Genomic DNA, 25206 nt, shown 5'->3' with positions numbered 1-25206 from the left:
GCCGGCTCCCCGACGACGGCTCCGCGGCCGCGACGCGCCGCGACCTGGAGTTGCCGGAACACCGGGGAGCCGACCCGGGCGTCAGCGGTGCAGCAGCGCGAAGACGCCCCAGCCGAGGTACTCCCGCTGGTAGCGGACGTACCGCAGCGGGTCCTCGGTCAGTTCCCGGCGCAGCTGCCCGGCCAACTCGTCGTCCGGGTTGGCGTCGAGCCAGCGGCGCAGGTTGAGCCAGTGCGCGGCCGCGTACCGGTCCCAGCTGTCCTGATCGGCGAGGACCATCTCGACCAGGTCCCAGCCGCACTCGCCGAAGAGCCGGACCAGCCCGGGCAGATCCCGGAACTCGTCCCGGGACCGGGCGTGGGAGCCGATCACGGCCTCCTCATCGGGCGGGTCGAGCCGCCAGTACGGCTCCCCGACCAGGACCATTCCGCCGGGGCGCAGGCTGCGGCGGAGGATCTCGAGGGTGCCGGGCACCCCGTCGCCGATCCAGGTGGCGCCGACGCAGGCGGCCAGGTCGACTGGCTCGTCCGCGACGTACGTCGCGGCGTCGCCGTGCACGAACCGGACCCGGTCGGCGACGCCCAGCTCGGCGGCGCGTTCCCGGGCGGCGGCGGTGTTGACGGTGCTGATGTCCACCCCGGTGCCGGTGACGCCGTGGTCCCGGGCCCAGGTGCAGAGCAGCTCGCCCTTGCCGCTGCACAGGTCGAGGATCGACGTGCCGGGTTCGAGCTTGATCGCCCGGCCCAGCGTGGCCAGCTTGCCGGCGTCGAACGGGTTGATGATCCGGAGGTCGCCCTCGCGGATGGTGAAGCTACGTGGCAGATCCAATGTGGTCACTCCTGGGATGCGTTGTCGGTGTCGGAACGGGCTGACGCAGATCGGCTCGGATCGGCACAGTCGGCACGGGCACCAAAACACCCTCTTCGCGGTCTCGGAGTGACGTTGCGGCGAGGCTAGCCGTCATCCGACGGGACGACCAGCGAATATCCCCGGCCGGGGGCACGGGCTGCGGGCAACCTGCCTGGTTGGCATGATGTCCGGCGTGTCCGCCCTTCCCGATCCGCCGCACGCCGACCCGCCCCGGGCCGCGTTTCCGCTGTTCCGCCCGACGCGGGGCCAGCACCGGGCGACCGAGGACGGCCACCGGCTGATGTGGCTGGCGGTGGCCGGAGCGGCCGTCGTCGTGCTGGTCGCCACGCTGACGTTGGTGCTGGCCGGGGGTGGGGACGGCGACGGCGCGCGTCCCGGGGCCGGATACGCCGTGGCCACCGAGTCCGATCCGCCCGTCGACCCGTCGGTGAGCGAGGAACCCTCGCCCACGCCGACCGCCTCACCGTCGCCGTCGTCCGCCGCGCCGCGGCCCGGTGCCGACGCGGCGAAACTCCTCGCCGCGCTGAAGAGCAGGCTGGACGGGCTGATGCAGCAGGGGGAGCTGCGCCGTAAGGACGGCCAGAACCTGCAGCGGCGCCTGCGGGACGCGGAGCGGGCGCTCGCTTCCGGCGACGTGGGCCGGACCCGGCAGAAGCTGCGCGAGTTCACCGCGGCGCTGGTCGAACTCCGCTCGGCGAATCGGCTCAGCGCCGCCGGCTACCAGGCCCTCGTCGCCGCGACGACCCAACTCGCCGAGGCCCTGTAGCGGCGCCGGCGGCGGCAGTGGGCCGCCCACACCGTCGGCGCCGTCGAGGTGTCGGCCGGACGGATATCTGCTGTGGTCTATGTCACGTTAGCGTTCCCGCACGCCGGCCGTCCCGCCGGCGCTCCGACGGGAGAACGCCATGAAGACACCGTGGAAAGCCGCCACCACCCTCGCCGCGGCCCTCCTCCTGGTCCTGCCCGGCGGCGCCGCCGCCCGGGCCGCCGGCACGCCGTACACCAAGACACCGGTCTCCGGCTCGCTCCGCAGCTATCCGATCTCCGCGGTGTACGTCGCCGGGGTCTCCTCCGGCGGGTACATGGCAACCCAGCTCCAGGTCGCCTACTCGGCGCGGATCCGGGGCGCGGCGGTCTTCGCCGCTGGCCCGTACTACTGCGCCCAGAACAACGTCAACCAGGCGCTCTACGGCTGCGGTGACAACATCTACCCGACGTACGTGTCCACCCTGGAGAGCTACACCCGCACCTGGGCGTCCTACGGCTGGATCGACGGCACCGGCAACCTCGCCGGCCAGCCGGTGTACGTCTACCACGGCGGCAGCGACAGCACCGTGAAGAAGTCCGTCACCGACGACCTGGTCCGCTACTACCAGGACTTCGGGGCCAGCGTCCGGTACGACTCCGGCAGCGCCGCCGGCCACTCCTGGGTCACCCCGTACGGCACGGTCGGCTGCACCGCGACCGCCTCGCCCTTCCTCAACGACTGCGGTACCGACCCGCAGGGCGCCTTCCTCGGCAAGCTGCTCGGCTCGGTCTCCGCGCCGAACACCGGCCCGCTCGGCGGCACGCTCATCCGGTTCAGCCAGGACACCTTCGCCACCAACGGCTGGGCCAACGGGCTGAGCATGGACTCCAGCGGTTTCGCGTACGTGCCCAGCGCCTGCGCCGCCGGGAACACCTGCCGCCTGCTGGTCGCCCTGCACGGCTGCGCCCAGGGGTACGCCAAGGTGGGCACCGCCTTCGTCGACCGGGCCAACCTCAACCAGTACGCCGACACCAACCGGTTGATCGTGCTCTACCCGCAGGCGATCGCGACCGGGGTGAACCCGAACGGCTGCTGGGACTGGTGGGGCTACCTCGGCGCCACCAACTACCCGATCAAGGGCGGCTACCAGGTCGAGACGATCATGAACATGGTCCGCCGCCTGGACGGCTGACCGCTACCGCCCCTGACGCCTCCTCCGTGGCGGCGCCCCGGCGGCCCCGGTCCGGCCGGCGTCACCGGGCGGGTTTCGCCGCCCCGGTCCCGGGGACTCCGGCGGGGTCGCCGGAGCCGGCCGGCGCGGTCGGGAGAGGTCGATGGGGGACAACCGGTGGACGTCGCCGTCGGGAGGGTTCGGTCGCAGCCTCGACGAGCACGCGCACGAGCACGAGGCGGCGGGACCGTCGCGGGACCGGGGTGACCTGGTCGAGAGCGCCGTCTACGTCCAGGGCCACCGGCACGCCTCCCCGGCCACGCTCGCCGACACCTACCGCTGCCTGCAGGAACTCGGCCGGGGGATGGCCTGGATCGGGCTGCGCCGGCCCGACCGCGCACAGCTCCACTCGCTGGCCGACGAGTTCCAACTGCACGAACTGGCCGTCGACGACGCCATCAACGCCCATCAGCGGCCCAAGCTGGAACGCTACGGCGACACCCTGTTCGTGGTGCTGCGGGCCGCCCGCTACCTCGACGAGCGCGAGGAGGTCGAGTTCGCCGAGCTGCACCTGTTCCTCGGGCCGAACTTCGTCATCACCGTCCGGCACGGCGAGGCGCCCGACCTGGCCGCCGTACGGCGCCGGATGGAAGGCGATCCCCAGGTCCTCGCCCTCGGCCCGGAAGCCGTCCTGTACGCCGTGCTCGACCAGGTGGTGGACGGCTACGCCCCGGTGGTGGCCGGCCTCGAGAACGACATCGACGAGATCGAGACCGAGGTGTTCGGCGGCGATCCCAACGCCAGCCGGCGCATCTACGCACTCAGCCGGGAGGTCATCCAGTTCCAGCGCGCCGCCGGCCCGCTGCTGAAGGTGCTCGACGCCCTCGCGGCCGGCTTCGACCGGTACCGCACCGACGAGGAGCTGCGCCGCCGGCTGCGGGACGTGACCGACCACCTCACCCAGGTCGTGGAGCGGGTCGACGGGTTCCGGCACCTGTTGCAGAACATCCTCACGGTCAACGCCACCCTCGTCTCGCAGGCCCAGAACGAGGAGATGCGCAGTCTCACCGCGGCGAGCTTCGCGCAGAACGAGGAGATCAAGCGGGTCTCCGCGTGGGCCGCGATCCTCTTCGCGCCCACCCTGATCGGGACCGTCTACGGGATGAACTTCGTCCACATGCCCGAGCTCGGCTGGCGCTACGGCTACCTGTTCGCCCTCGTCCTGATGGCCGCCGTCTGCGCGGCTCTCTACCTGCTCTTCAAACGCCGCGGCTGGCTCTGACCGTCCGGCCGTGCGCCACCGTGGTCCCGCCGGTCACTCGCCGAGACCGCCCCGAGCACCAGCGTCCCGAGCAGCGCCGCGGCGGGCGCCACGGCCAGGCCGTACCGGAGGCCGGTCGACACCAGCGGGCCGGCGAGCGCCGAGCCGGCGGCGCTGCCGATCACGAACGCGGTGGCCACCCAGGCGAACGCCTCGGCCACCGTGCCCGGCTCCGCCAGCCGCTCCGCGGCCAGGAAGATCGCGGTCAGCACGGGCGGCAACGCCAACCCGCTGACCACCAGCAGGCCGGCCATCGCCACCGGCCCCGGGGCGAGCAGCAGCGGCAGGTACCCCACGGCCAGACAGGCGGCCAGCAGCGGCAGCCGGCCCGGACCACCCGGCCGGGCCCGGGTGTAGAGCAGCCCGCCGGCCAGCGCGCCGGCCGCCTGCGCGGCGAGCAGCCAGCCGCTCAGCCGCCGGTCGCCGGCCGCCTCCGCGTAGCCGGTCACCGCGACCGCGATGCTGCCGACCGCCGCGCCGACGCCGACCACCCCGGCCACCATCACCGCGAACCGGGGTACGCGCAGCGGGCCCGCCCAGTGCCGCGCCGCCGGCACCCCGCGCCACGCCCGGGCGGCCGGTGCCATCGCGTACGCCGCCGTGCCGGCCAGCTGCGCCAGCGCGGCGGCGACCAGCCCGGCGGCCGGCCCGCCCAGGGTCACCGCGAGCAGGGTGACCAGCGGGCCCACCACGAAGATCACCTCCTGCACGGCGATGTCGAGGGTGTACGCCGTCGGCACGGCGGTCGCCGGGAGCAGGCTGGGCCAGAGGGTCCGCAGGCAGGCCTCCAGCGGCGGCGTACCCAGCCCGGCCACCGCCGCACCGACCACCGCGCCGGCCAGGTGGCCGCCGGTCAGCGCCACCGCGCCGAACCCGAGGCCGGAGAGCACCGCCGACCCCCACAGCACCGGCGGCTGCCGCCACCGGTCCACCGCCCGGGCCAGCAGCGGCGTGCCCACCGCCATCCCGGCCGTGTAGGCGGCCACCAGCAGGCCGGCGGTGGCCAGACTCAGCGACTGCCGGGCGAACAGCAGCAGGGCCAGCGGCCCGCTGGCGGTGGGCAGCCGACCGACCTGGCTGCTGACGAGGACCCGCAGGACCTGGGGTGCGCGCAGCACCATCCGGATCCCGGAACTGTCGACGGACATGAGGCATCGCTCCCGGTGGACGCTTCGGGTTGGAGGAGGCGTTCGGATCCGGGAGCGGATCAGGGAGCGAAGTCGGCCCGCTCGTGGTCGTTGCCGTACAGCGGCAGGGCGGGCGTGATCCACTGCGCGTACGCGGCCGCGACGGCCTCCACCGGGATCACCCGCCGACGGTAACCCATCGACCGCCGGGCGCGCCGGAGCGGGCCGCTCCCTGCCACCCGGGCAACGTTTTCCTCAGACGCTGGTCTGCCGTGGGCTCATCCGGTCGCGGCTACATAGGTCTTCAGCCACTGCAGGGCCGGCCGTTCGGTGCCGTCGGCGTGCAGCAGTTCGGCCCGGTTGGACCAGGTCTTGCCGTACTCGTAGCCCCAGAGGGTGACGCCCGCGACGGCCGGATGTGTCCAGAGCACCGGGAACTTGTCCTGGTACTTGCTCAGTTGGGTGTTGTCGGTGCCGGTGAGGTCCAACTCGGTGACGTAGATCGGCAGGCCGGTCGTGGCGAGTTGATCGAGGACGGTCCGCATCGTGCTCACCGAGGCGCGTTCGAGGTTGAAGTAGTGGCACTGGATGCCGATGGAGTCGATCAGGCCGCGTGCCTTGAGCAGGTTGGCGAGCTGGACGTACTTGCCGGTGGCGTTCGGGTCGTTGATGATGCCGTATTCGTTGAGCTGGAGCTTGGCGTTCGGGAACGCCGCACGGGCCTGCGCGAAGGACCAGATCACCCAGTCCCAGCCGGTGCTGCCGGTGCCGCCGATGGCGGCGGCGTAGGCCGGCGGGTTGTGCAGGGGTTCGTTGACCACGTCGACGAAGGCGGTGCGCGATCCGTAGCGGGCGCCGGCCTGCGCTATCCAGTCGGTGACCTCCGCCTGCTGGTCTGCGGCCGGCAGGGCGCTGAGCCAGGCCGGCTGCTGTTGCCCCCAGACCAGGGTGTGGAAGCGTACCGGGAGGTTGTTGGTCCCGGCGTAGTCGTAGATCGCGTCGAGGTTGGCCCAGTTCATCGTGCCCCGGGTGGCCTCGACGACGCCCCATTTGCCGTCGTTCTCCGGTGTCACCTGGTTCCAATACGTGGTGAACGTGGCGGGGGCGGTCCCCCCGTTGATGACGTTGCCGAGGAACTTTGGGCCGGTTGCGATACCGGCCTGAGCCGGTGTCGGGGTGAAGATGGCCAGCAGGGGCAGGAGCAGGAGAACGACCGGGAGTCTGCGGATCGTCGAGCGTCGCACGGGTGACTCCTTACTTCCGGATGGCCGTGGTGGGTGAGGGGCGCGATGGATTCCGCGCCCCTCGTCTCAGCCGATCTTCTTCGCGAACGTGTCGACCGTGTCGCTGCTGGTGATCAGGATCCGGTTCAGGGCGAGGAAGTTGTCGGCCGGCGTCGTCTTGCCGCTGGCGACGGTGAACGCCATCGTGACCCCAGCCGCGCGGGCTGCCGCCTGCGCGTCGGCGTCCGTGCGCCCGTACGGGTAGGCCAGGAACGTCGGCTTGCGGCCGGTGACCGCGGTGATGAACGTGTCGCAGGCGACGATGGACGCGTACGCCTGGTCGTAGGTCTGCGTCGACAGGTCCTGGTGGTCCTTCGTGTGGTTCTCGATGGCGACCCGCTGGTTGCTCAGGGTGGCCAGCTGTGCCGAGGTGAGATGCCCGGCGGTGTCGACCCAGTCGGAGACCGCGAACTGGATGGACGGGAAGCCGTACCGCTGGAGCACCGGCACGACGTTGCTCGCGAAGTCGGCGGTGCTGTCGTCGAAGGTCAGCAGGATCGGCTTCGCCGGCGGCGCGGTCCGCGACGTCATCACGCTGTGGTACTCGTCCGCGCTCAACGGCGTGTAGCCGTTGTCGTGCAGGTAGGCCATCTCCGCCGTGAACTTCGCGAGGTCGTGCTGGTACCGGCCGGTCGGGTTGGTCGTGACGACGTGGTACAGCACCACGGGGATCGAGACGTCGGCGGTCACCGTCGCGGAGCGTTCCGGCGCCGCCGATGCCGGTTTCGCCCCTGTGCTGATCATGGCGACCACCGCCAGCAACGCGGCGGTGATCCTGCTTGCCAGGCCACTTCTCACAACCGTGTCCCTTCTCGATGGAAGACACGAGTCACCGAAAAGTTCCGGAAAAGGCTGCTGCTGGCTCCAAAGTAGGAGGGGCGAACACGTCCGTCAATAGGTGTTCACCGATTCCTCGCCGCAGGGCTCATGCTGCCGTAACTCCCAGAGGTTGTGACCCTTGACGTGCGGCAGGCGGCTTCCTATGGTCGGCATTGCTTCCGTAACGCCACTGAAACTTTCGGAAGAAGGTCTCACCGTCGATCGAGGAGTCATCGTGGTCAACCGGAACCGGCGTCGACGCCGGTCACGTCTTCTCGCCCTCCCACTGGCCGCGGCAGGCCTGGTGCTCGGCACGGCGCATCCAGCCCTGGCAGACAACCCGACGCCGGCGGTAGTCGACTCGACCCGCAGCGGCGGGCAGTCGGTCAGCTTCACCTTCGACGACGGCCCGAACCCGGCCGATACGCTGCGCCTGCTGGACGTGCTGCGCGAGCACCACGTGAAGGCGGTCTTCTGCCTCTGGGGCGACCACGTGCGCCAGTACCCGGAGGTCGTCCGGCAGATCGCCGCCGACGGGCACACCCTGTGCAACCACAGCATGCACCACGACGACATGGCGACCTGGTCGGCGGAGCAGATCCGCGCCGACCTGCTGGAGACGAGCGCCGCCATCCGCGCGGCGGTGCCTGGGGCGCACATCCCGTACTTCCGTGCCCCGTACGGCAGTTGGGGGGCGACGCCGAGCGTCGCGGCCGAACTCGGCATGCAGGCGCTGGGCTGGCGGCTGGCCATCGGCGACTGGGACCCGCCGGGCACCGCCGAACTTATCCGCCGTCTGGAAGAGGGAATCACCCCGGGCGCGGTGGTCCTGATGCACGACGGCGGCGGGGACCGGAGTCAGACCGTCGACGCGGTCGCCTCCGTCATCCCCGCGCTCCGGGCGGAGGGCTGGCACTTCTCGCTGCCCACCCGCCGCGGCTGACGCCGTACGTAAGCACCCCCTCGCGACCAACCCGAGGAGTTCCTGTGCGTCGTTCCCCACTGTCCATCGGCCTCGTGGGCGCCACGGCCCTGCTGGGCGGGATGGCTCTCGCCGGCTCGGCCTCGGCCGAACCGGGCGCCGCCCCGGCGCAGTCCCAGGCCACCGACTACCCCGCGGACTCGCTTCGCGCCCTCGGTGCGCAGGTCGGTCTGCGGATCGGGCACCGCCGTGAACATGGACGAGCTCGGCAGCAACGCCGAGTACACCAGGATCACGGCCGAGCAGTTTTCCAGCGTGACTCCCGAGAACGTGATGAAGTGGCAGCTGGTGGAGCCCACCCGCGGCGCATACGACTGGGCGCCGGCCGACCGGCTGGTCGCCTTCGCGAAGGACAACAAGCATCTGGTCCGCGGCCACACGCTGGTGTGGCACAGCCAGCTGCCCACCTGGCTCTCCTCCGACGGCTACACCACCACCCTCTCGAATGACGAGCTGAAGGCCCTGCTCAAGAAGCACATTCAGGATCAGGTGACCCATTTCAAGGGCGACATCTGGCAGTGGGACGTGGTCAACGAGGCGTTCGACGACAACGGGCAGCCACGCCAGACCATCTGGTACAAGGCGTGGGGCGGTCTGGGCTACATCGCCGACGCCTTCCGCTGGGCCCACGAGGCCGACCCGCAGGCCCTGCTTTTCTACAACGACTACAACCTCGAGTTCACCGGCCCGAAGAGCAACGCCGTGTACGCCTTCGTCCAGACCCTGCAGGCCCAGGGCGTGCCGGTCGACGGCGTCGGCTTCCAGGGCCACCTGTCCACCCAGTACGGCTTCCCCGACCTGCAGAACAACCTGCAGCGCTTCGCGGACCTCGGCCTGAAGGTGGCCGAGACCGAGGTGGACGTCCGTACCTTCACCCAGGCGCCGCCCAACGAGAACACCCCGACCAACCCGCTGGCCCGGTACGCCCAGGAGAGCTACTGGTCCCGCGCCCTGCAGGCCTGCCTGGCGGTGCGCGAGTGCATCTCGTTCACCCCGTGGGGCTTCGGCGACACGTACTCCTGGATCCCCGGCTGGTTCCGCAACCCGCAGGAGGGCGCCGCCCTGTTGTACGACGCGACCCTGAAGCCCAAGTCGCAGTATCACGTGCTCCAGCAGGACCTGGCGCTCGCTTCGGGCGCGCCGCACCGGTCTGGGCCGGGCGCGGGCCGCAACTGACGCACCGACACGCACGGGGCCGTACTCCACGAGGCGGCCCCGTGCAGGCTACGCCCTCGGCCGTCGTGGCCGCAGTGACGGCGGTGATGGTCGCCGGGCCCGTCCCGGTCGCGTCGGCATCGGCCACCCCGAGCCGGTCGACCCGGCCAGCCGGATCGACGACCGTTTCGGTCATGCTCTGGTTGGTCAAGCGTCGCCTCGTCCGTCACCGCTGAGGGCCCGGATGCCACGTTGTCGGCCCGCTACCGAGAGCGCAAGCAGCTACGTCGGTGGGCGCTGCAGTCTCGGCACCGCCGGCACCGCCTGGCTGGCCAGAGCCGACGCGGGGGAGTCGTACGGCGCGCCGGGCCGGGTGGACGACCCGACGATGGCGCAGGTCAGAAGCCGGTCGGCACAACTAGGCGAGAGGACGGGCGGAGTTGCCGTACCTGGCAACTCCGCCCGTCCTGTCGTTGAGCCAGGGCTTATTTCTTGCAGCCGACGACCTTGATGTCGTCCTCGCCTGCGAGCCGTGCGCCGGTGGTGAGCTGGCCGGTGAGCAGGGCGACGGTGGTGTCGCAGGTGATGCCGGTGCGTTGGGTGTCGGCCCGGCAGATCAGGTCGAGGCGGCCGTCGTCGTTGACGTCCTCGCCTTCCGGGGCACACGAGATGACGCTGTCCTCCGTGCCGGTTCGGCCGAAGCGGAGGCTGTCGCGGTCGACGTCGGTGAGCGCGTTGACGTCGGCGGTGGACAGGACGGCGAAGGGCAGTAGTCCTTCCTTGCCGATGTTGACCGCGCTGGGCAGGCTCCGCGGTTTGGCGTCCACCGGGTTCCACACCGTCGTGGTGGTGTTGTTGGCCAGCGACCGGTCCTCGGCGTGTGGTTCGTCGGTCGTCATCCGGGCGGTCACCGAGACGCTGTGCCGGTTGGTCTCGGTACAGGTGATCCGCCAGGCCGTGGTGACCGTCGTCGTCGCGCTTTCGTCGAGGGTGACGAGGTGGCTGTCGGCGCTTTCGGTGAGGGCGGTGCAGTCGTTCGCGGTGTCGATGGTGAGATCGGTGCGGGTATTGACGGCGGTGGCCGGGCCGGCGTTGCGGATCAGCGCGCGGGCGGTGCAGGCAGAGGCGTTGGTGTTCGCCTCTCGTTCGGTGCAACTCACGTCGAGGGCATCGACGGACAGGTCGGCCGGTTGGAATATCTCGGTTACGGTCGTCGCGGTCGCGGCGGCGTTGCCGGTGATCGGGTCTTCCACATGAAGGTGCTCGAGCGCGGCCGATGCTTCCGCTGTGATGGGGTGGTAGCTGCGCTGGGTGCAGCTCAGCCGCCATGTTGAGGTGACCGTGCGCGGCTGGGCGACGGGCAAGGTCAGGCGGGTATTGGCGTCGTCGCTGGTCGCCTCGCAGTCGGCCGGCGGGCGCAGGTCGAAGCTGACGGTGGTATCGACTGGGCCGTAGGGGCCGGCATTGGTGACGACTGCCGTGATCGAGCACTGGAACTGCTCACCGACGTCTGCCCGCTCCGCGCAGGTGATCTCGGTATCGCCGAGCTGGATGTCGGCGCGGTGGAACACCGGGAAGGTATGTTCGAACGCCACGGTGTTGTTGCCGAGATCCGGATCGATGACTCCTCCGGTGGCCACGGTCAGCCGGTCGGTGAATGTCATCGGATGGAACGACGGCTGTGTGCAACGCACTCGGACCCGGAAGTCGAGCGTCACCGACTGCCCGCGGGCCAACGGCCGGCTGACGTTGGCCTGCGCCGGCTCGGCAACGCAGTCGGCAGGCACCTCGACGGTCATGGCGTCGTCGATGGTGACGTCGGCGGGGCCGTCGTTGCGCACCAGCGCGCGAACGGTTAGGTCGGTGGATTCCCCGGCCTCCAGCCGCTGCGGCGGATCCACCAGCCCGAACTCCGCCTTCACCAGGTCGGCGCGTGTTTCGGCGTTGCCGAACTGCACGTGGCCGACCTGGGCGTTCCCGATGCCCTCGGGGACCTCGACGACCCGGGTGGCCGGCGTCGTGGGTGCCCAACCGTCCTGCCCGACCTCCTCGACCAGGTAGGTGCCTGGGCCGGAGCCGGCGAAGTCGAAGCGTGCCAGGCCGTCGGCGCCAGTGACGACGCTCCCGACGGGGCCGTTGGGTTGTCCGACCCGGCTTCCGATGCGGTTGATCCGGAAGCTCCACCCCGACAAGGGGCCTTCACCGGTGTCCCGGACGCCGTTGCGGTTGCGGTCGTCGTACTTGTCTACCGTCAGCCACGGGACGGGCTCCGTGACGTTCGGCGGGTGCCAGAAGTTGCCGCAGGCACGGGCGATGACGGAGCCTGCGAACTCCAGCACGTGGAATTCCACCGGCCCGCCGGTGAAGTTGCTGAGGATCCGATGCGGCGGCTGCTGGAGCGAGCCGATCGGGCACACCGGGCCGGCGTGCCCGGGTGTGCAGCTCACCCACTCCTGCGACGAGCCGGCCGGCACCACCAGGGTTCGTTCGTGGGCGTACCACAACCATTGCCGGGAGAATCCGTACGCCGCGTACAGGTCGGCGTTGTCGAGCAGCTGCTGGCGGCTGTTCAGGTTGCCCTTTCCAGGGTCGACAAGCCAGGTACTACGGCACCATTCGCCGACGGTGTCGACGAAGTCCTGCTCATTCGACCAGGGGCCGCAGACGGTTTCCTCAGCGGCGGCCGGCGAGACGGGTAGTACGACGCCGACGGCAACGACCATGGCCAGCGCGACGGCGCCAACGAGTCGACGGACTAGCCTCGCTCCAATGCCAGGCCTCCTCGCGAGGCGACGGGATGGGGCGGCGGGACTGGTGGCTTGGGGAAAGTCGACAGATTGCACAGCCTGACCTGCCTCTCCTGGCGGTCGCGACCGCAGTCCTCTCAGCGGGACTGCGGCGAGTCCCTTGAGGACTATCAGCAGGGCCCGGTAGCGGCTAGTAGCGGAGCGCTAACTTGCCGCAGTCGTCAGTGAAAACGACCGTAGACGGCTGTTCAGCTCGCCCGAGCCGCTGCCGAACGGGCCCGATCAGCCATCCCACGGCAGCTAGGGGTCGATGGCTGCATCGCCCGGTGACGCCGACGAGAATCGCACAAACGCCGGGTGCCGGCCGCAAGCCCGGGCACCTCTCCTGGCTGATCGGCGTTCTCGGCGTCGTCTATCCGGAGGCAACCCCCACATCCGCGATCCGACAGCCACCTGCGCCGCCCGTGCTCAGACATCAACGGTGAGGCCGGGTCACCTCATCGCCCTGCGGGTCGTAGATCGTCAGCCCGTACTGCGCTGCAAGATTCAGGGTCAGTTCGACGGCGGGCGTGCTGCGCTGCCCGAAGCAGCGACGGCTGATCTTGACGATGTGCGCGTTGTGTGTTCTCCAGCGGGTGCGGTCGTGGGTCAACCGGTGCCACTCCTGGTCAACGCGGGTCAGGGATCACGGCCGCCGGCGCGACCCGGGTGGTCGAGGTGTGGTCATCGGCTGGCCCCGTGGGCTGGGACAGTGCACGTCAACGCGGGGCAGTCCCTGCCACCCTGGGTCAATGCGCAGGTCGCTAGACTGAGCGCTCGCGCCCTCGTAGCTCAGGGGATAGAGCAACGGTTTCCTAAACCGTGTGTCGCAGGTTCGAATCCTGCCGGGGGCACCTCAAAATGCTGCCTGAGCTGGCAACATGCACGGGGCTCGATCGATCGGCCTGTGCAGCCGTAGGCCACCGGAAGCCGCTACTTCTCGCAGGTCGCGACCAGGTCGGAGGGGCAGTGCCGCGGGGTGGCGACCGCGTCGTGGAGCCCGACTCGTGACCCGTCGTCGCTCAGAACATGTGGGCAGGCGATCTCCCGTGCCGAGGAATGGGACGCTGTCACCAGCCCAAACCGCGACGCACGGCTCAACCCTCGCTTGCCGTCGGGAGGGTCTTCACGATCGCCGTGGCAAGGGACGTCACCGTTCCCTGAGCCATGGCGGTGACCTCCGCAGCGGTGTTCAGCTTGCGTGGCCGGAAAGTGAGCGCCTCGATGCTGATCAGCAGCCGGCCGTGCGCGAAGATCAGCCGCGCATCGCCGGGCAGAAATGTCATTCCGCCTGCGGTTTCCGGGTCCACCCGGCTCACCGTCGCCGTGGTCAGCCGCGCGCTCGTCGACTCGATGGTCACCGTGCGTGCGTCCCACCGGGCAGTCGCCATGCCGATGTTGAGGCGGAAAGCCTCCCTCGGGCACGGTGCGGTGCGTGCCGCACGGGCGGCCGCGACGGCCGCGGCGGCATCGGGCAGACCAATCACTGTGACGTCCAGGAGGGTCGTCGGGCGCTGGATGTCGGTGAAGGACGACACGGGGTTGACCTCGAGGCCGGCGCCCCACACCTGATCGATCTCCAACCCGCCCCCCTTCACCTGGTCGGGGTCGGCGATGAGCAGGTCGCAGGGTTCGTACGCGTCGCCGGCTTCGATCTCGCGCTCCCGGATGTCGTCGCCGACACCGGCCTGCTCGACCAGCCCGCGAAGGGCCGCCATCAGGGCCTCGGGCTCGTTGGCCGGTGCCGATGGCGCGGGGTTCACCGGCGGTGGGGGTGGTGGCGGGGCGGCCTGTTTCACGCAGCCGGCAAGTCCCGCTACCACCAGGACGCCCGCGACAAAGGCCCCGCCGCGCATCCGAGCAGCCACACTCATTGATCCCTCGCTTCCGTCCGGGGCGCAGCATACTTTTTGTCGCGTCCAGCGGCTGCCCGTGCCGTTCGCGGCGAAGGTTCTCTTCCATGCGGGTCGCGAGGACCGCTGCCGCACCGCCGGCGCCGACCGCCACCGCCTCCATCACGCGGGCCGTACGGCGACGAGCGGCGCGGCCGGCGTCAACATCGACCCGATCCGCATTGCCGCCACCGCCGGCGATCGGGACACGGCGGCTACCCGGCCGAGGCAGCGCGCTCCTGCGATCCCCGGGGACGGCGATCCAGCGGCCGGTGCCCCGAGCGGGTTACTGCGGTAGGCGGTAGACCGAGACGTGCGACCGCGAGTCGGCGGTGAACTCCGACCCGGACCAGTCGGCGTGCCGGGACTCCAGCTCGAACCCGGCCAACTGTCCCATCAGGTCCAGCTCGGCGGGCCAGATGTAGCGGTGCGGGCTGCGGAAGAGCTGGGCCTCGGTGCCCTCCCCGAAATGGAAGTGGTACGACACGGCGCGTTGGTGCAGCACGTCGTACGTGTCCAGGCCGATGTAGCCGGGCTCGGCGTGCCAGACGGTGGCCTGCTGGCCGGGTGGGAGCTTGCGCAACTCTGGCACCCAGAGTTCGATCACGAACCGTCCGCCGGGGGTGAGGTGGCGGGCGGCGTTGCGGAAGCATTCGACCTGCTCGGCCTGGGTCTGGAGGTTGGAGATGGTGTTGTAGACCAGGTAGACGAGCGAGAACCTGCCCGGGACGAGGGTGGTCGCCATGTCCCCGATGGTCACCGGGATGGTGGCCGCGTCGACCTTCGTCCGGAGCTTGTCGACCATCGGCCGGGACAGCTCGATGCCGGTGACGGGTACGCCCCGCTCGGCGAGCGGGACGGCCACCCGGCCGGTGCCGATGGCGAACTCGAGCGCCCGCCCGTTGCCGGCGAACTCGGCGAGCCGGTCCACGGTCGGCCCGAGGACCTCGGGCGCGAACATTCCGCTGCCGGGTGTGTCATAGCGCTGGGCCGTCGCGGCGTCCCAGAGTTCCTCCTGACTCAGCATGCTGCCGACGATGGTCATGAATCTGACCGTTGTCGACCGATTTCCGGCGCCGCGCCACGTTCCGGACGGACGTCGGAGTAGCGGTCGGCGACCGCTCGCGCCTCCTCGGCCACCCGCGTCCGCAGCTCCGGCGGCGTGAGCACCTCCACGGCGGAGCCGAGGCTGAGCAGCGCCGACACCGCCCAGCCGACGTTCTCGAACGGTACGGTCAGCTCGACCTCCCCGGTGGCGGTGACCGACACCCGGTCCTTGCCGGGCACCGGCACCAGGCGACGCAGGCGCGGCAGCGCCCGGGGCAGGACGCGTACGGTGACCTCGACGGCGACCGCCTCGTCCTCCAGCGCCCGGCGCGCCTCGGCCCACGATCCGGCCAGGTCGAAGCCGGGCGGGCGGGTCACCGGCTCGTCCAGCGGCGCCACCGCGCGCACCCGGGAGACCCGGTAGGTGCGCCGCTGCCCGTCCCGCCGGGCCACGAGATACCAGTCCCCGGCGGCGAGCACCAGCCCCAGCGGATCCACCTCGCGGCTGGTCGCCCGCCCGTCCCGGACGTAGTCGAGGCGTACCCGGCGGTCGCGCCACACCGCGTCGGCGAGCTGGGGCAGGCACGGCACCGGCTCGGGGGTGCCGTACCAGCGGGACGGGTCGAGGTGGAAGCGTTCGGCGGTCCGGCCGGCGCGTTCCCGCGCCTCCCCGGTGAGGCTGGCCCAGACCTTGACCCGAGCGCCTTCCAGCAGCTCGCCGAGGCCGAGCTGCTCGGCCGGACCGGCCAACCCGAGGAAGGCCAGCGCCCCGGCCTCGTCCAGCCCCACCCCGGTGAGCCGGGTGCGGTAGCCGCGGTCCAGCCGGTAGCCACCCGCCGGACCCCGGGCCGACCGCACCGGGATCCCGGCCCCGACCAGCGCCTCGACGTCCCGCTGGACCGTACGCTCGCTGACCTCCAGCAGCCGGGCCAGCTCCCGCGCGCTGGCCTGGCCGCGCACCTGGAGCTGGAGCAGCAGGGTCATCATCCGGGACGCTCGCACCTCTCCATGATCGCCCACATATACGACAGAGGGTGTCGGGAACTGGCGGCAGACTGGGCCGTACCGACGAGGGGAGTGACGTTGACGGAGCGGATCACGGCCGAGCAGTTCCACACGGCCGACGGGGTGGCGGACTGGCGGGTGCTGGGCGAGGGGGCGTGCGCCTGGTTCCGTACCGGGTCGTTCGCGGCCGGGGTGCGGCTGGTACGGGCGATCGGCGAGCTGCCCGGCCTCGACGACCACCAGCCGGACGTCGACCTGCGGCCCGACGGGGTGGCCGTCCGCCTGGTCACGTTGACCGCCGAGCACTACGGCCTGACCGGGCGGGACCTGGCCCTGGCCCGGCAGATCTCGGCGGCGGCCCGCGAGCTGGGCGTGCCGGCCGACCCGTCGGCCGTGCAGAGTGTGCAGGTGAGCATCGACGCGCTGCGCCTGCCCGAGGTCACGCCGTTCTGGCGGGCGCTGCTCGGGTACGAGTACCGCGCCGCCAGTCCCGAGGACCTGGTCGACCCGCACGGGCGCGGGCCGGCGTTCTGGTTCCAGCGGATGGACGTGCCGCGACCGCAGCGCAACCGGATGCACGTCGACGTCTGGGTCCCGTACGACCGGGCCGAGGCCCGGATCGCGGCGGCGCTCGCGGCCGGCGGACGCCTGGTCGACGACTCGCACGCCCCGTCGTGGTGGGTGCTGACCGACCCGGAGGGGAACGAGGCGTGCGTGGGCACGGCCGGCTGGCTCGGGCCGGTGAGCGGGGGGACCGCCTGATGTCGATCGTCGTCATGCCGGCGAACGAGGCGAGCTGGGACGACCTGCAGGCCGTCTTCGGCAGGCGCGGTGAGGCCGCCCGCTGCCAGTGCCAATGGTTCAAGGTCCGGGACCGGGACTGGGCGTCGCTCCCGGTCGAGGTGCGGGCCGAGCGGCTGCGGGACCAGACCGACTGTGGCGATCCCGGTGCCGGCGACACCAGCGGCCTCGTCGCCTACCTGGACGGTGAGCCGGTCGGCTGGTGTGCGGTCGAGCCGCGCACCGCGTACCCGCGCCTGCGGTTCACGCGGGTGCCGTGGACCGGCCGGGACGAGGACCGGGACGACCCTGGTGTCTGGGCGGTGACCTGCTTCGTCACCCGGGTGGGCTTCCGGCGCCGCGGCGTGAGCCGGGCCCTCGCCCGGGCCGCCGTCGACTTCGCCCGGTCCCGTGGCGCCCGCGCCGTGGAGGGCTATCCGATGATCCTGCCGCCCGGACGGGAAGCCAGCTGGGGAGAGCTGTACGTGGGCAGCCGGAGCATCTTCGCCGACGCCGGGTTCGTCGAGGTCAGCCACCCGACGCCGCGCCGTGTGGTGATGCGGTTCGACTTCTGACGCGGGGCCGGTGCGCGAACCCGCGGTGCTGCTCGGCGTACGTTGCTACCCTCCGCGAGGGAGCAGTGCGGCAGTGTGACGATCGGGGCTGGCCGGTGCCGGGTGGTCACCGTGGGTACCCTGCTAAGTCCTGGCCTGCCCGCGACGACATGGTGGTACTTGATGAAGGATCTTCGAGTGGTGGCGTTCGACCTGGACGACACCCTGGCTGTCTCCAAGTCCCAGATCGATCGCCGGATGGCGGAACTCCTCGGCCACCTGCTCACCGAGGTGGACGTGCTGATCATCTCCGGGGGCCGGTTCGAGCAGTTCGAGGCGCAGGTGCTGGGCCACCTCGACCTCACCGAGGAGCAGCGGAGCCGACTGCACCTGATGCCCACCTGCGGCACCCGTTACTACCGCTGGCGGGACGGCGACTGGCGGCAGGTCTACGCCGAGGACCTCAGCGAGGCGGACAAGGCCCGCGTCGTCGCGGCGCTCACCGAGTCGGCACAAACGCTGGGTCTGTGGGAGTCGAAGACCTGGGGCGACATCATCGAGGACCGGGGCAGCCAGATCACCTTCTCCGCGTTGGGCCAGTCCGCCCCGCCGGCGGAGAAGTACGGCTGGGACCCGGACGGCAGCAAGAAGAAGCGGCTCCGGGACGCGGTCGCCGAGAAGCTGCCCGACCTGGAGGTCCGGGGCGGTGGGTCGACCTCGATCGACGTGACCCGCAAGGGCGTGGACAAGGCGTACGGCATGCGCAAGCTGCTGGAGTGCCTCGACCTGAAGATCGACAACGTGCTCTTCGTCGGCGACCGGCTCGACGTGGGCGGCAACGACTACCCGGTCAAGGACATGGGGATCCACTGCGTGGCCGTCACCCGGTGGGAGGAGACCGCCGACTACGTGGAGGCCCTGGTCGACGACCTGGTGAAGCTGCGCGCCGAGCGGAGCTGACCCGGTCCGCCGCCGCCCCGGACCGGCCGGGGCGGCGCCGGTGGCCGTCAGAGCGCCGCGCGGATCGCCTCGGCGAGCGTGGTCGGCGTGCGGCCGAGCAGCCGGGCCAGGTCGTCGCCGACCTCCAGCTCACCCTGGGCGAGACCGCGGTCGCCGTCGGCGAGCACGGCCGCGTACCCCTCGGGCAGGCCGGCCGCGACCAGCAGCTCGGTGTACTTGTCGACGGGCAGGTCGAGGTAGGAGACCGGGTTGCCGGTCTGCCGGGAGATCTCGGCGGCCAGCTCGGTCAGGGTGAAGGGCGCCCCGCCCAGCTCGTACACCTTGCCGGCCTGACCCTCCGTGGTGAGCACCACGGCGGCGGCCTCGGCGTAGTCGGCGCGGGTGGCGGCGCTGACCCGCCCCTCACCCGCCGCGCCGGCCACCCCGTGCTGCAGGTACGTCGGGAGCTGGGCGGTGTAGTTCTCCACGTACCAGCTGTTGCGCAGGAAGACGTACGGCAGCCCGGAGTCCTTGATCAGCTGCTCGGTGGCCTTGTGCTCGGCGGCGAGCACCAGGCTGGAGGTGTCGGCGTTCGCGATGCTGGTGTAGACGATCAGGCCGACGCCGGCCTCCTTGGCGGCGGTGACCACGTTGCCGTGCTGCACCACGCGCTTGCCGACCTCGCTGCCGGAGACGAACATCAGCTTCTCGGCGCCCGCGAAGGCCGCCTGGAGCGACTCGGGGTCGTCGTAGTCGGCGCGCTGGGTCACCACGCCGCGCCCGGCGAGTTCGGCGAGCCGGTCGATGTCGCGGCCGACCGCCACGATCTGGTCGGCGGGTACGCCCCGGTCGAGCAGCGAGGAGATGATCAGCCGGCCGAGCGGCCCGGTGGCGCCGGTGACGACGATGGACATGAGGACTCCCTGTGGTTGCGTCATGAACTGTCCTCCCACGGCAACGGGAACATCGCAGCCTTACTTCCCGTTGGAGAGTAGGCACCTTCAAGTTCGATACGCACTGAAAGAGAGTGAGCCCGTGCAGGCGGACCCGTTCAACCGGAACTGCGGCAGCCGGAAGGTCCTCGACCGGATCGGCGACCGCTGGAGCGTGCTGATCGTGCTCACCCTGGCCGGCGGGGACCGGCGCTACGGCGAGATCGCCGAGCGGGTCGACGGGATCAGCCAGAAGATGCTCACCCAGACCCTGCGCGGGCTGGAGCGCGACGGCATCGTGACCCGTACCGTGCACCCGACCGTGCCGCCCCGGGTGGACTACGCGCTCACCGACCTCGGCCGGAGCCTGCTCGACCTGGTCGCCGGCCTGGAGGCGTGGGCGACCGACCACCTCGCCGAGGTGGAGGCCGCCCGGGCCCGCTACGACGCCCGCTGACGGTTCCGGAACCTGCGGACTCTGGCGCGATCGGGGTCGATGGGGTAGGAACAGGACGTCCGGCCAGAGAGCGCTCTCACGCCTCGTGGCCGCCCCGTACCCCACCACCGACAGGCAGGCAGATGAGACCACTCGACCCTTCCCGCCGCCGATTCCTCACCGTCACCGCCGCCTCGGCGGCGTCACTGACCGCCCTCGGGCTCCCCGCGCTGCCGGCCGCCGCGTCCCCGGCCGGCCCCGACACCGCCGTCGAGCCCGACTTCGGCCCCAACGTCTTCGTGTACGACCCGAGCACCCCCGTCGAGGAGATCCAGTCCACCCTGGACCGGATCTTCGCCGCCCAGGAACACAACGAGATGGGCGCCGACCGGTACGCCGTGCTCTTCAAGCCCGGCCGGTACGAGGTCAACGCGAAGCTCGGCTACTACACCACCGTGGCCGGCCTCGGCGCCCATCCCGACGACGTGGAGATCCACGGCGCGGTCCGGGTGGTCGGCCAGCCCGACCCGAACTCGCCCGCCGGCATCTCCGCCCTCACCAACTTCTGGCGCTCGGTGGAGAACCTCGCCGTCACCCCGACCGACTGGTCGAACCAGTGGGCGGTCTCCCAGGCGTCCCCGATGCGCCGGGTGCACATCAAGGGCATCCTCTGGCTGGAGCCCGGCAACGGCGGCTACTCCAGCGGCGGCTACATCGCCGACTCCAAGGTGGACGGCATCACCATCAACGGCTCCCAGCAGCAGTGGCTGACCCGGGACAGCGAACTCGGCGGCGACTGGACCAACGGCGTCTGGAACCAGGTCTTCTCCGGCGTCCTCGGGGCGCCCGCGCAGGGCTTCCCGAACCCGCCGTACACCACCCTGGCGACCAGCCCGGTGACCCGGGAGAAGCCGTACCTCTTCGTGGACGCAGCGGGTGGCTGGCGGGTGGCGGTGCCCGCGCTGCGGCACGACACCGCCGGCACCACCTGGGGCGCGGGCGCCGGGACGGTGCCCTCGCTGCCGCTGGCCGACTTCTTCGTCGCCAAACCCACCGACTCGGCCACCCGGATCAACCAGGAGCTGTCCCGCGGTCGGCACCTGCTCCTCACCCCCGGCGTCTACCACCTGGACCGGGCGCTGCGGGTCAAGCACCCGGACACCGTGGTGCTCGGCCTCGGCATGCCCAGCCTCGCGCCGACCACCGGCGACGCCGCGCTGCGGATCGAGGACGTCGACGGTGTCCGCATCGCCGGGGTGCTGGTCGACGCCGGGCCGGTGGAGTCGGAGGTACTGGTCGAGGTCGGCAGGCCGCACAGCCACCGGTCGCACGCGGACAACCCGATCTCACTCCAGGACGTCTTCTTCCGGATCGGCGGCCCGAACGTCGGCAAGGCGGTCACCAGCCTGGTGGTGAACAGCCGGCACACCCTGATCGACAACATCTGGGCCTGGCGCGGCGACCACGGCAAGGCGGGCACCATCGGCTGGTCCGTCAACACCGCCGGCACCGGCGTGATCGTCAACGGCGACGACGTGACCGCGTACGGGCTCTTCGTCGAGCATTACCAGCGTTGGCAGACGGTGTGGAACGGCGAGCGCGGCCGGACGGTCTTCTACCAGAGCGAGCTGCCGTACGACCCGCCGAGCCAGGCGGCCTGGCGCAGCCCCACCGGCAACGGCTGGGCGTCCTACAAGGTCGCCCCGCACGTGCGGGAGCACGAGGCGTGGGGGCTGGGCGTCTACTCGTACTTCAACCAGGGCGTGGACATCCGCTGCGCCCGGGCGATCGAGGCGCCGCGTCGGGCCGGCGTCCGGTTCCACGACGCGATCACCGTCTTCCTCGACGGCAGTGGCGGCATCGAACGCACGATCAACGAGGCCGGCACCCCGGTGGTCGGCTCGTACGGCACCAGCCCGGTGGTCAGCTACCCCTGACCCGGGATGCCGGGCCCGTGCCGGTGATGTAACAAGAAATCGCCGGAAGGCGCTGCGCCCGTCACCCGGTGCGCGGTGGGTCGGCCGGTCATAGGCTCGCCCCTACATCGAGGCCCGGCAGTCCACGGCCACGCCACGCGGTCGACGGACGCGATCGAGGGGGCGCGTCCGACGCCGGCCGTCGCCGGTCCCCGACAGCCGCTCTCACCACGGAGGACCCTTTGCGTCGTTCCGCGCTACTCGCATCCCTGACCACCGCCGCGGTCGCGGTGGTCATGGCCGGTGCCACCCCGGCATCGGCCATCAACACCTACAACGCCCAGCCCGCGCCCGAGCGCACGGAGGTGGGCGCCCTCGTGGTCCAGTACGACCGCGACGGCAACCCGGCCACTCCCGACGTCGTCCGGTGGAGTTGCTCGGGCACCATGATCTCGGCAAACATCTTCCTCACCGCGGCTCACTGCACCGCCAACCGGCCAGCCGGCGCCAGGTTCTACGTCTCGCTCGACCAGGACGTACAGGCCGCCATCGACGCCTCGAACGCCGCAGGCGGGACACCGGAGGAGATCGCGGCGAGGGTGGGCGTCGAGGGCGTGGCCCACTGGGACCCGGCATACCCGGGCAACTCGGCGGACGCGCACGACATCGCGGTCATCGAGTTCAACGCCGCCCAGGCCGCCGAGCTCGCCGACCGCTGGGACTTCACCCCGGCCAACCTGCCCACCGCCGGGCAGCTCGACGCCCTCGGCTCCCGCGCGCTCGACGAGGCGACGTGGCAGGTCATGGGCTACGGCACCGAGGAGGCGCTGAACGGCCCCGGCGGCCAGACCCACCCGGGTGGCGGCGTCCGGATGAAGGCCGAACTCGGCTTCGACGCCCTCAACAACACCTGGGTACGCCTGGCGATGAACGAGAGCCGGGACTACGGCGGCGCCTGCTACGGCGACTCCGGTGGCCCGAACTTCGTCACCCTCGCCGGCAAGCTGGTGCTCGCCGGCACCACCATCACCGGCGACTCCCCCTGCTACGCCACCAACGTGGCGTACCGGATGGACAGTCCCACCGCCCGGGACTTCCTCGCCGGGTTCGTCGACCTGCCCTGACGGTTCCGGACGACCGGCGGCCGGCGGGTGCACCCCGCCGGCCGCCCCCGTCTCCGGCCGCCCTCAGGCGGGGAGCTGCTCGGTCGAGGTGATCACCCGGTCGATCAGGCCGTACTCGCGGGCCTGCTCGGCGGTGAACCAGCGGTCCCGGTCCCAGTCCTGCTGGATCTCGTCGAGCGTGCGCCCGCTGTGCCGGGCGATCAGCTCCTGCATGGTCCGCTTCACGTGCAGCATGTTCTCCGCCTGGATGGTGATGTCGGCGGCCGTGCCGCCCATCCCGCCGGAGGGCTGGTGCATCATGATCCGCGAGTGGGGGAGCGCGAAGCGCTTCCCGGCCGTGCCGGCGCAGAGCAGGAACTGCCCCATCGAGCCGGCCAGCCCGAGCGCCAGGGTCCCGACGTCGTTCTTGACGTACCGCATGGTGTCGTAGACGGCCATCCCGGCGCTGACCGAACCGCCCGGTGAGTTGATGTAGAGAAAGATGTCCCGTTCCGGGTCCTCGGCGGCCAGCAGCAGGATCTGCGCGCAGATCTGGTTGGCCGAGGCGTCGGTGACCTCGGTGCCGAGGAAGATGATGCGCTCCTTGAGCAGCCGTTCGAAGACCCGGTCGCCGAACGACGGTTGCCCCTCGTCGAGCATCCAGATGCCGTACCCCATGACCTGACCACCCTCCGTGCCGCCGGCGGGCGACGGGCCGCCCGGGAACCGGCGATCTCCAGCGTCCGGCGGGCGGTGGCCGACAGCCCAGGGATTCTGCCGGCGGCAGATCCGCCCTGGGCAGAAGCCCACGGCCGGCCACGGCGGGTCAGCGGGCCGCCAGCGCCGCCGTCGCGAACTCCTCGCCGCTGGACCAGATCGACTCGTACGCCTGGATGAGCAGCTGGGCGAGCGCCGGGTGCTCGATCAGCAGGGACGTGCTGGACGCCCCGTCCGCGCGCGGGTCCCGCATCGACATCAGCACCCGGGCCCCGTCGGCGATGCAGAGCCGCATCGGCACCTCGGCGACCAGCCGGGCGCGCTCGCCGGCGTCCACGAACCCCTGGGTGTGGGCCACCAGGGCCGGATCGTCGAGCATCGCGTGCTCGTAGACGCAGCGGACGTCCCCGCCCTCGCGGGCCAGCCGGCGGGCCGCCTCCATGCCAGCCGGGTTCTCCACCACCAGGTACGGCATCTTGGCCAGCGTCAGCAGCTGGTGCCGGGCACTCGACTGGAGCTCGGCGAAGCGCTCGCCGAGCAGCTCCCGGTCCCGGATGACCTCGACGTAGTCGAACGGATCGTCCTCGGACCGCCCGCGTGTCCACAGCGGAGCGAGCTGGTCGATCAGCTCGGCGCCGGCCCGCTCCCGTTGCTCGTACGCGCTGCGGTGGACCTCCATCATCCGGCTGACCGCCGCCTGCGGGTCCACGGCCGCGTAGCGCACCACCGGGCCGGGGCGCACCCGGACCAGACCCCGCTCGCTCAGCGAGTTGAGCACGTCGTAGATCCGCTGCCGGGGGACACCGGAGGCGCGGGCCAGCTCCGCCGCGGTGTACCGGTCGCGGGCCACCAGGGCCAGGTAGGCACGGGCGGCGTACTGGGTGAGACCCAAGCCGATGAGGGCGTCGATGAGGGGCGCTACGCCGGTCATGGCACACACGGTAGCTGCCGGGACACTGGCGCGGGAGATCGATACGGCGCGACGACGGGCCGCCGGCAGCGGCCGCTCCGTCAGACGCGGGCGGTCCGCCGCCGCACCACCGACCGGGCGGTACGCGGCCGGCGGCGGGCCGGCTGCGGGGTGGGGAACAGCCAGATCCGGGTGCCCGTGCCCAGCATCGCCGGCGGGGCGGACCCGATCCCGGCGCCGAGCGGCCCGGCGGCCGGCAACCCGAGGCCCATGATCGTCCCGCGGGTGCCGAGCAGTGGCGTTCCGCCGAGGCGCGGCCGGCGCAGCACGTGCGGCTGGGGCCGGCCCGGGCGCGACCCGGTCTGGAGGCGCACGTCCCCCCGGCCGGCGGGTGCCCGCTCCAGCCGGACCAGGCCCGAGCCCGAGGTCACCGGCGTGCGGCGCTCGGCCCGGCGCAGCTCGTCGCGGGCCTCCTCGAGCAGGTCGGAGAGGTGGATGCCGAGGGCCCGGCAGATCGCGGCCAGCACCTCGGAGGAGGCCTCCTTGCGGCCACGCTCCACCTCCGAGAGGTACGGCAGCGAGACCCCGGCCGCCTGGGCGACCTCCCGCAGCGTGCGGCCCTGCCGCAGCCGTACCCGGCGCAGCACCCCGCCGATCACCCGTCGCAGCAACGACATGCGGGCCTCCTCGCGGTCGTCGTCCCGGGACGTTCC

At 71.5% G+C, this 25206-nt stretch carries 24 protein-coding genes and 1 tRNA gene; 12 read left to right on the top strand and 13 right to left on the bottom strand.

Annotated features, from left to right (window positions below):
- Positions 1-81: 81 nt before the first annotated feature.
- Positions 82-837 (bottom strand): SAM-dependent methyltransferase, encoded by a 756-nt coding sequence (locus ACGFI9_RS07390; RefSeq protein WP_393175990.1) that lies wholly within the window; start codon positions 835-837, stop codon positions 82-84.
- A 205-nt stretch (positions 838-1042) separates the two neighbouring features.
- Here ACGFI9_RS07390 and ACGFI9_RS07385 point away from each other — a divergent pair, with 205 nt between their 5' ends.
- From ACGFI9_RS07385 to ACGFI9_RS07375, 3 genes are all read left to right on the top strand, one after another.
- The gene (locus ACGFI9_RS07385) at positions 1043-1636 is read left to right on the top strand and encodes an FIMAH domain-containing protein (RefSeq protein ID WP_393175988.1); all 594 of its coding nucleotides are present in this window, start codon (positions 1043-1045) and stop codon (positions 1634-1636) included.
- A gap of 139 nt (positions 1637-1775) precedes the next feature.
- Positions 1776-2810: a poly(3-hydroxybutyrate) depolymerase gene (locus ACGFI9_RS07380; protein ID WP_393175987.1), complete on the top strand. Its 1035-nt coding sequence runs from the start codon at positions 1776-1778 to the stop codon at positions 2808-2810.
- Positions 2811-2952: 142 nt separating this feature from the next.
- The gene (locus ACGFI9_RS07375) at positions 2953-4071 is read left to right on the top strand and encodes a magnesium and cobalt transport protein CorA (protein ID WP_393175986.1); all 1119 of its coding nucleotides are present in this window, start codon (positions 2953-2955) and stop codon (positions 4069-4071) included.
- On the opposite strand, the gene ACGFI9_RS07370 is transcribed toward ACGFI9_RS07375, so the two are convergent.
- From ACGFI9_RS07370 to ACGFI9_RS07360, 3 genes are all read right to left on the bottom strand, one after another.
- Positions 4038-5258, bottom strand: coding sequence for an MFS transporter (locus ACGFI9_RS07370; RefSeq protein ID WP_393175984.1), 1221 nt, complete (start codon positions 5256-5258; stop codon positions 4038-4040). The genes ACGFI9_RS07375 and ACGFI9_RS07370 overlap by 34 nt on opposite strands.
- Before the next feature lie 257 nt (positions 5259-5515).
- Positions 5516-6481, bottom strand: coding sequence for an endo-1,4-beta-xylanase (locus ACGFI9_RS07365; protein ID WP_393175982.1), 966 nt, complete (start codon positions 6479-6481; stop codon positions 5516-5518).
- Between the two features lie 66 nt (positions 6482-6547).
- Positions 6548-7264 carry a polysaccharide deacetylase family protein gene (locus tag ACGFI9_RS07360; RefSeq protein ID WP_393175980.1) on the bottom strand — a complete coding sequence of 239 codons (717 nt, stop codon included), beginning with the start codon at positions 7262-7264 and terminating at the stop codon, positions 6548-6550.
- A gap of 310 nt (positions 7265-7574) precedes the next feature.
- On the opposite strand from ACGFI9_RS07360, the gene ACGFI9_RS07355 reads away from it, so the two are divergent.
- Together ACGFI9_RS07355 and ACGFI9_RS07350 are read left to right on the top strand one after the other, a co-directional pair.
- Positions 7575-8282 (top strand): polysaccharide deacetylase family protein, encoded by a 708-nt coding sequence (locus ACGFI9_RS07355; RefSeq protein WP_393175978.1) that lies wholly within the window; start codon positions 7575-7577, stop codon positions 8280-8282.
- 234 nt (positions 8283-8516) lie between these two features.
- Positions 8517-9497 carry an endo-1,4-beta-xylanase gene (locus ACGFI9_RS07350; protein WP_393176648.1) on the top strand — a complete coding sequence of 327 codons (981 nt, stop codon included), beginning with the start codon at positions 8517-8519 and terminating at the stop codon, positions 9495-9497.
- A gap of 464 nt (positions 9498-9961) precedes the next feature.
- On the opposite strand, the gene ACGFI9_RS07345 is transcribed toward ACGFI9_RS07350, so the two are convergent.
- A complete protein-coding gene (locus ACGFI9_RS07345; protein ID WP_393175976.1) occupies positions 9962-12199 on the bottom strand; it encodes a hypothetical protein in 2238 nt (745 codons plus the stop codon).
- A 499-nt stretch (positions 12200-12698) separates the two neighbouring features.
- Complete coding sequence (locus ACGFI9_RS07340) at positions 12699-12875, bottom strand: hypothetical protein (protein WP_393175974.1); 177 nt, start codon at positions 12873-12875, stop codon at positions 12699-12701.
- A gap of 168 nt (positions 12876-13043) precedes the next feature.
- On the opposite strand from ACGFI9_RS07340, the gene ACGFI9_RS07335 reads away from it, so the two are divergent.
- Positions 13044-13116, top strand: a tRNA-Arg gene (locus tag ACGFI9_RS07335).
- Positions 13117-13359: 243 nt separating this feature from the next.
- On the opposite strand, the gene ACGFI9_RS07330 is transcribed toward ACGFI9_RS07335, so the two are convergent.
- The 3 genes from ACGFI9_RS07330 to ACGFI9_RS07320 form a co-directional block, all read right to left on the bottom strand.
- Positions 13360-14130 (bottom strand): hypothetical protein, encoded by a 771-nt coding sequence (locus tag ACGFI9_RS07330; protein WP_393175972.1) that lies wholly within the window; start codon positions 14128-14130, stop codon positions 13360-13362.
- A gap of 310 nt (positions 14131-14440) precedes the next feature.
- Complete coding sequence (locus ACGFI9_RS07325) at positions 14441-15199, bottom strand: class I SAM-dependent DNA methyltransferase (protein ID WP_393175970.1); 759 nt, start codon at positions 15197-15199, stop codon at positions 14441-14443.
- Entirely contained in the window at positions 15196-16203 is a 1008-nt protein-coding gene (locus ACGFI9_RS07320; protein WP_393175968.1) for a helix-turn-helix transcriptional regulator, read from the bottom strand. The genes ACGFI9_RS07325 and ACGFI9_RS07320 overlap by 4 nt, the downstream gene beginning before the upstream one ends.
- A gap of 75 nt (positions 16204-16278) precedes the next feature.
- Here ACGFI9_RS07320 and ACGFI9_RS07315 point away from each other — a divergent pair, with 75 nt between their 5' ends.
- From ACGFI9_RS07315 to ACGFI9_RS07305, 3 genes are all read left to right on the top strand, one after another.
- Positions 16279-16968 (top strand): VOC family protein, encoded by a 690-nt coding sequence (locus ACGFI9_RS07315; RefSeq protein ID WP_393175966.1) that lies wholly within the window; start codon positions 16279-16281, stop codon positions 16966-16968.
- Positions 16968-17561 carry a GNAT family N-acetyltransferase gene (locus ACGFI9_RS07310; protein WP_393175964.1) on the top strand — a complete coding sequence of 198 codons (594 nt, stop codon included), beginning with the start codon at positions 16968-16970 and terminating at the stop codon, positions 17559-17561. The genes ACGFI9_RS07315 and ACGFI9_RS07310 overlap by 1 nt, the downstream gene beginning before the upstream one ends.
- A gap of 162 nt (positions 17562-17723) precedes the next feature.
- Positions 17724-18500 (top strand): HAD-IIB family hydrolase, encoded by a 777-nt coding sequence (locus ACGFI9_RS07305; RefSeq protein ID WP_393175962.1) that lies wholly within the window; start codon positions 17724-17726, stop codon positions 18498-18500.
- Positions 18501-18547: 47 nt separating this feature from the next.
- Here ACGFI9_RS07305 and ACGFI9_RS07300 read toward each other — a convergent pair whose 3' ends face one another.
- Complete coding sequence (locus ACGFI9_RS07300; protein WP_393175960.1) at positions 18548-19393, bottom strand: SDR family oxidoreductase; 846 nt, start codon at positions 19391-19393, stop codon at positions 18548-18550.
- A 121-nt stretch (positions 19394-19514) separates the two neighbouring features.
- Between ACGFI9_RS07300 and ACGFI9_RS07295 the strand changes: the two genes are divergently transcribed.
- The 3 genes from ACGFI9_RS07295 to ACGFI9_RS07285 all read left to right on the top strand — a co-directional run bounded on the left by ACGFI9_RS07295 (position 19515) and on the right by ACGFI9_RS07285 (position 22887).
- A complete protein-coding gene (locus ACGFI9_RS07295; protein WP_393175958.1) occupies positions 19515-19868 on the top strand; it encodes a winged helix-turn-helix transcriptional regulator in 354 nt (117 codons plus the stop codon).
- A 122-nt stretch (positions 19869-19990) separates the two neighbouring features.
- Positions 19991-21784, top strand: a complete 1794-nt coding sequence (locus tag ACGFI9_RS07290; RefSeq protein ID WP_393175956.1) for an adenylyl cyclase — start codon at positions 19991-19993, stop codon at positions 21782-21784.
- A 221-nt stretch (positions 21785-22005) separates the two neighbouring features.
- Positions 22006-22887 carry a trypsin-like serine protease gene (locus ACGFI9_RS07285; RefSeq protein ID WP_393175954.1) on the top strand — a complete coding sequence of 294 codons (882 nt, stop codon included), beginning with the start codon at positions 22006-22008 and terminating at the stop codon, positions 22885-22887.
- Positions 22888-22950: 63 nt separating this feature from the next.
- On the opposite strand, the gene ACGFI9_RS07280 is transcribed toward ACGFI9_RS07285, so the two are convergent.
- The 3 genes from ACGFI9_RS07280 to ACGFI9_RS07270 all read right to left on the bottom strand — a co-directional run bounded on the left by ACGFI9_RS07280 (position 22951) and on the right by ACGFI9_RS07270 (position 25170).
- Positions 22951-23544 carry an ATP-dependent Clp protease proteolytic subunit gene (locus ACGFI9_RS07280; protein ID WP_393175952.1) on the bottom strand — a complete coding sequence of 198 codons (594 nt, stop codon included), beginning with the start codon at positions 23542-23544 and terminating at the stop codon, positions 22951-22953.
- A gap of 148 nt (positions 23545-23692) precedes the next feature.
- Positions 23693-24514 (bottom strand): TrmB family transcriptional regulator, encoded by an 822-nt coding sequence (locus ACGFI9_RS07275; protein ID WP_393175950.1) that lies wholly within the window; start codon positions 24512-24514, stop codon positions 23693-23695.
- An 80-nt stretch (positions 24515-24594) separates the two neighbouring features.
- On the bottom strand, positions 24595-25170 hold the full coding sequence (locus tag ACGFI9_RS07270) for a helix-turn-helix domain-containing protein (protein ID WP_393175948.1): 576 nt from the start codon (positions 25168-25170) through the stop codon (positions 24595-24597).
- Positions 25171-25206: the final 36 nt, after the last annotated feature.

This window comes from Micromonospora sp. NPDC048930, assembly GCF_043197935.1.
Taxonomy (GTDB): domain Bacteria; phylum Actinomycetota; class Actinomycetes; order Mycobacteriales; family Micromonosporaceae; genus Micromonospora.
Note: the sequence above shows the minus strand (reverse complement) of the source record. Positions and strands in the feature narration are given on the sequence as shown.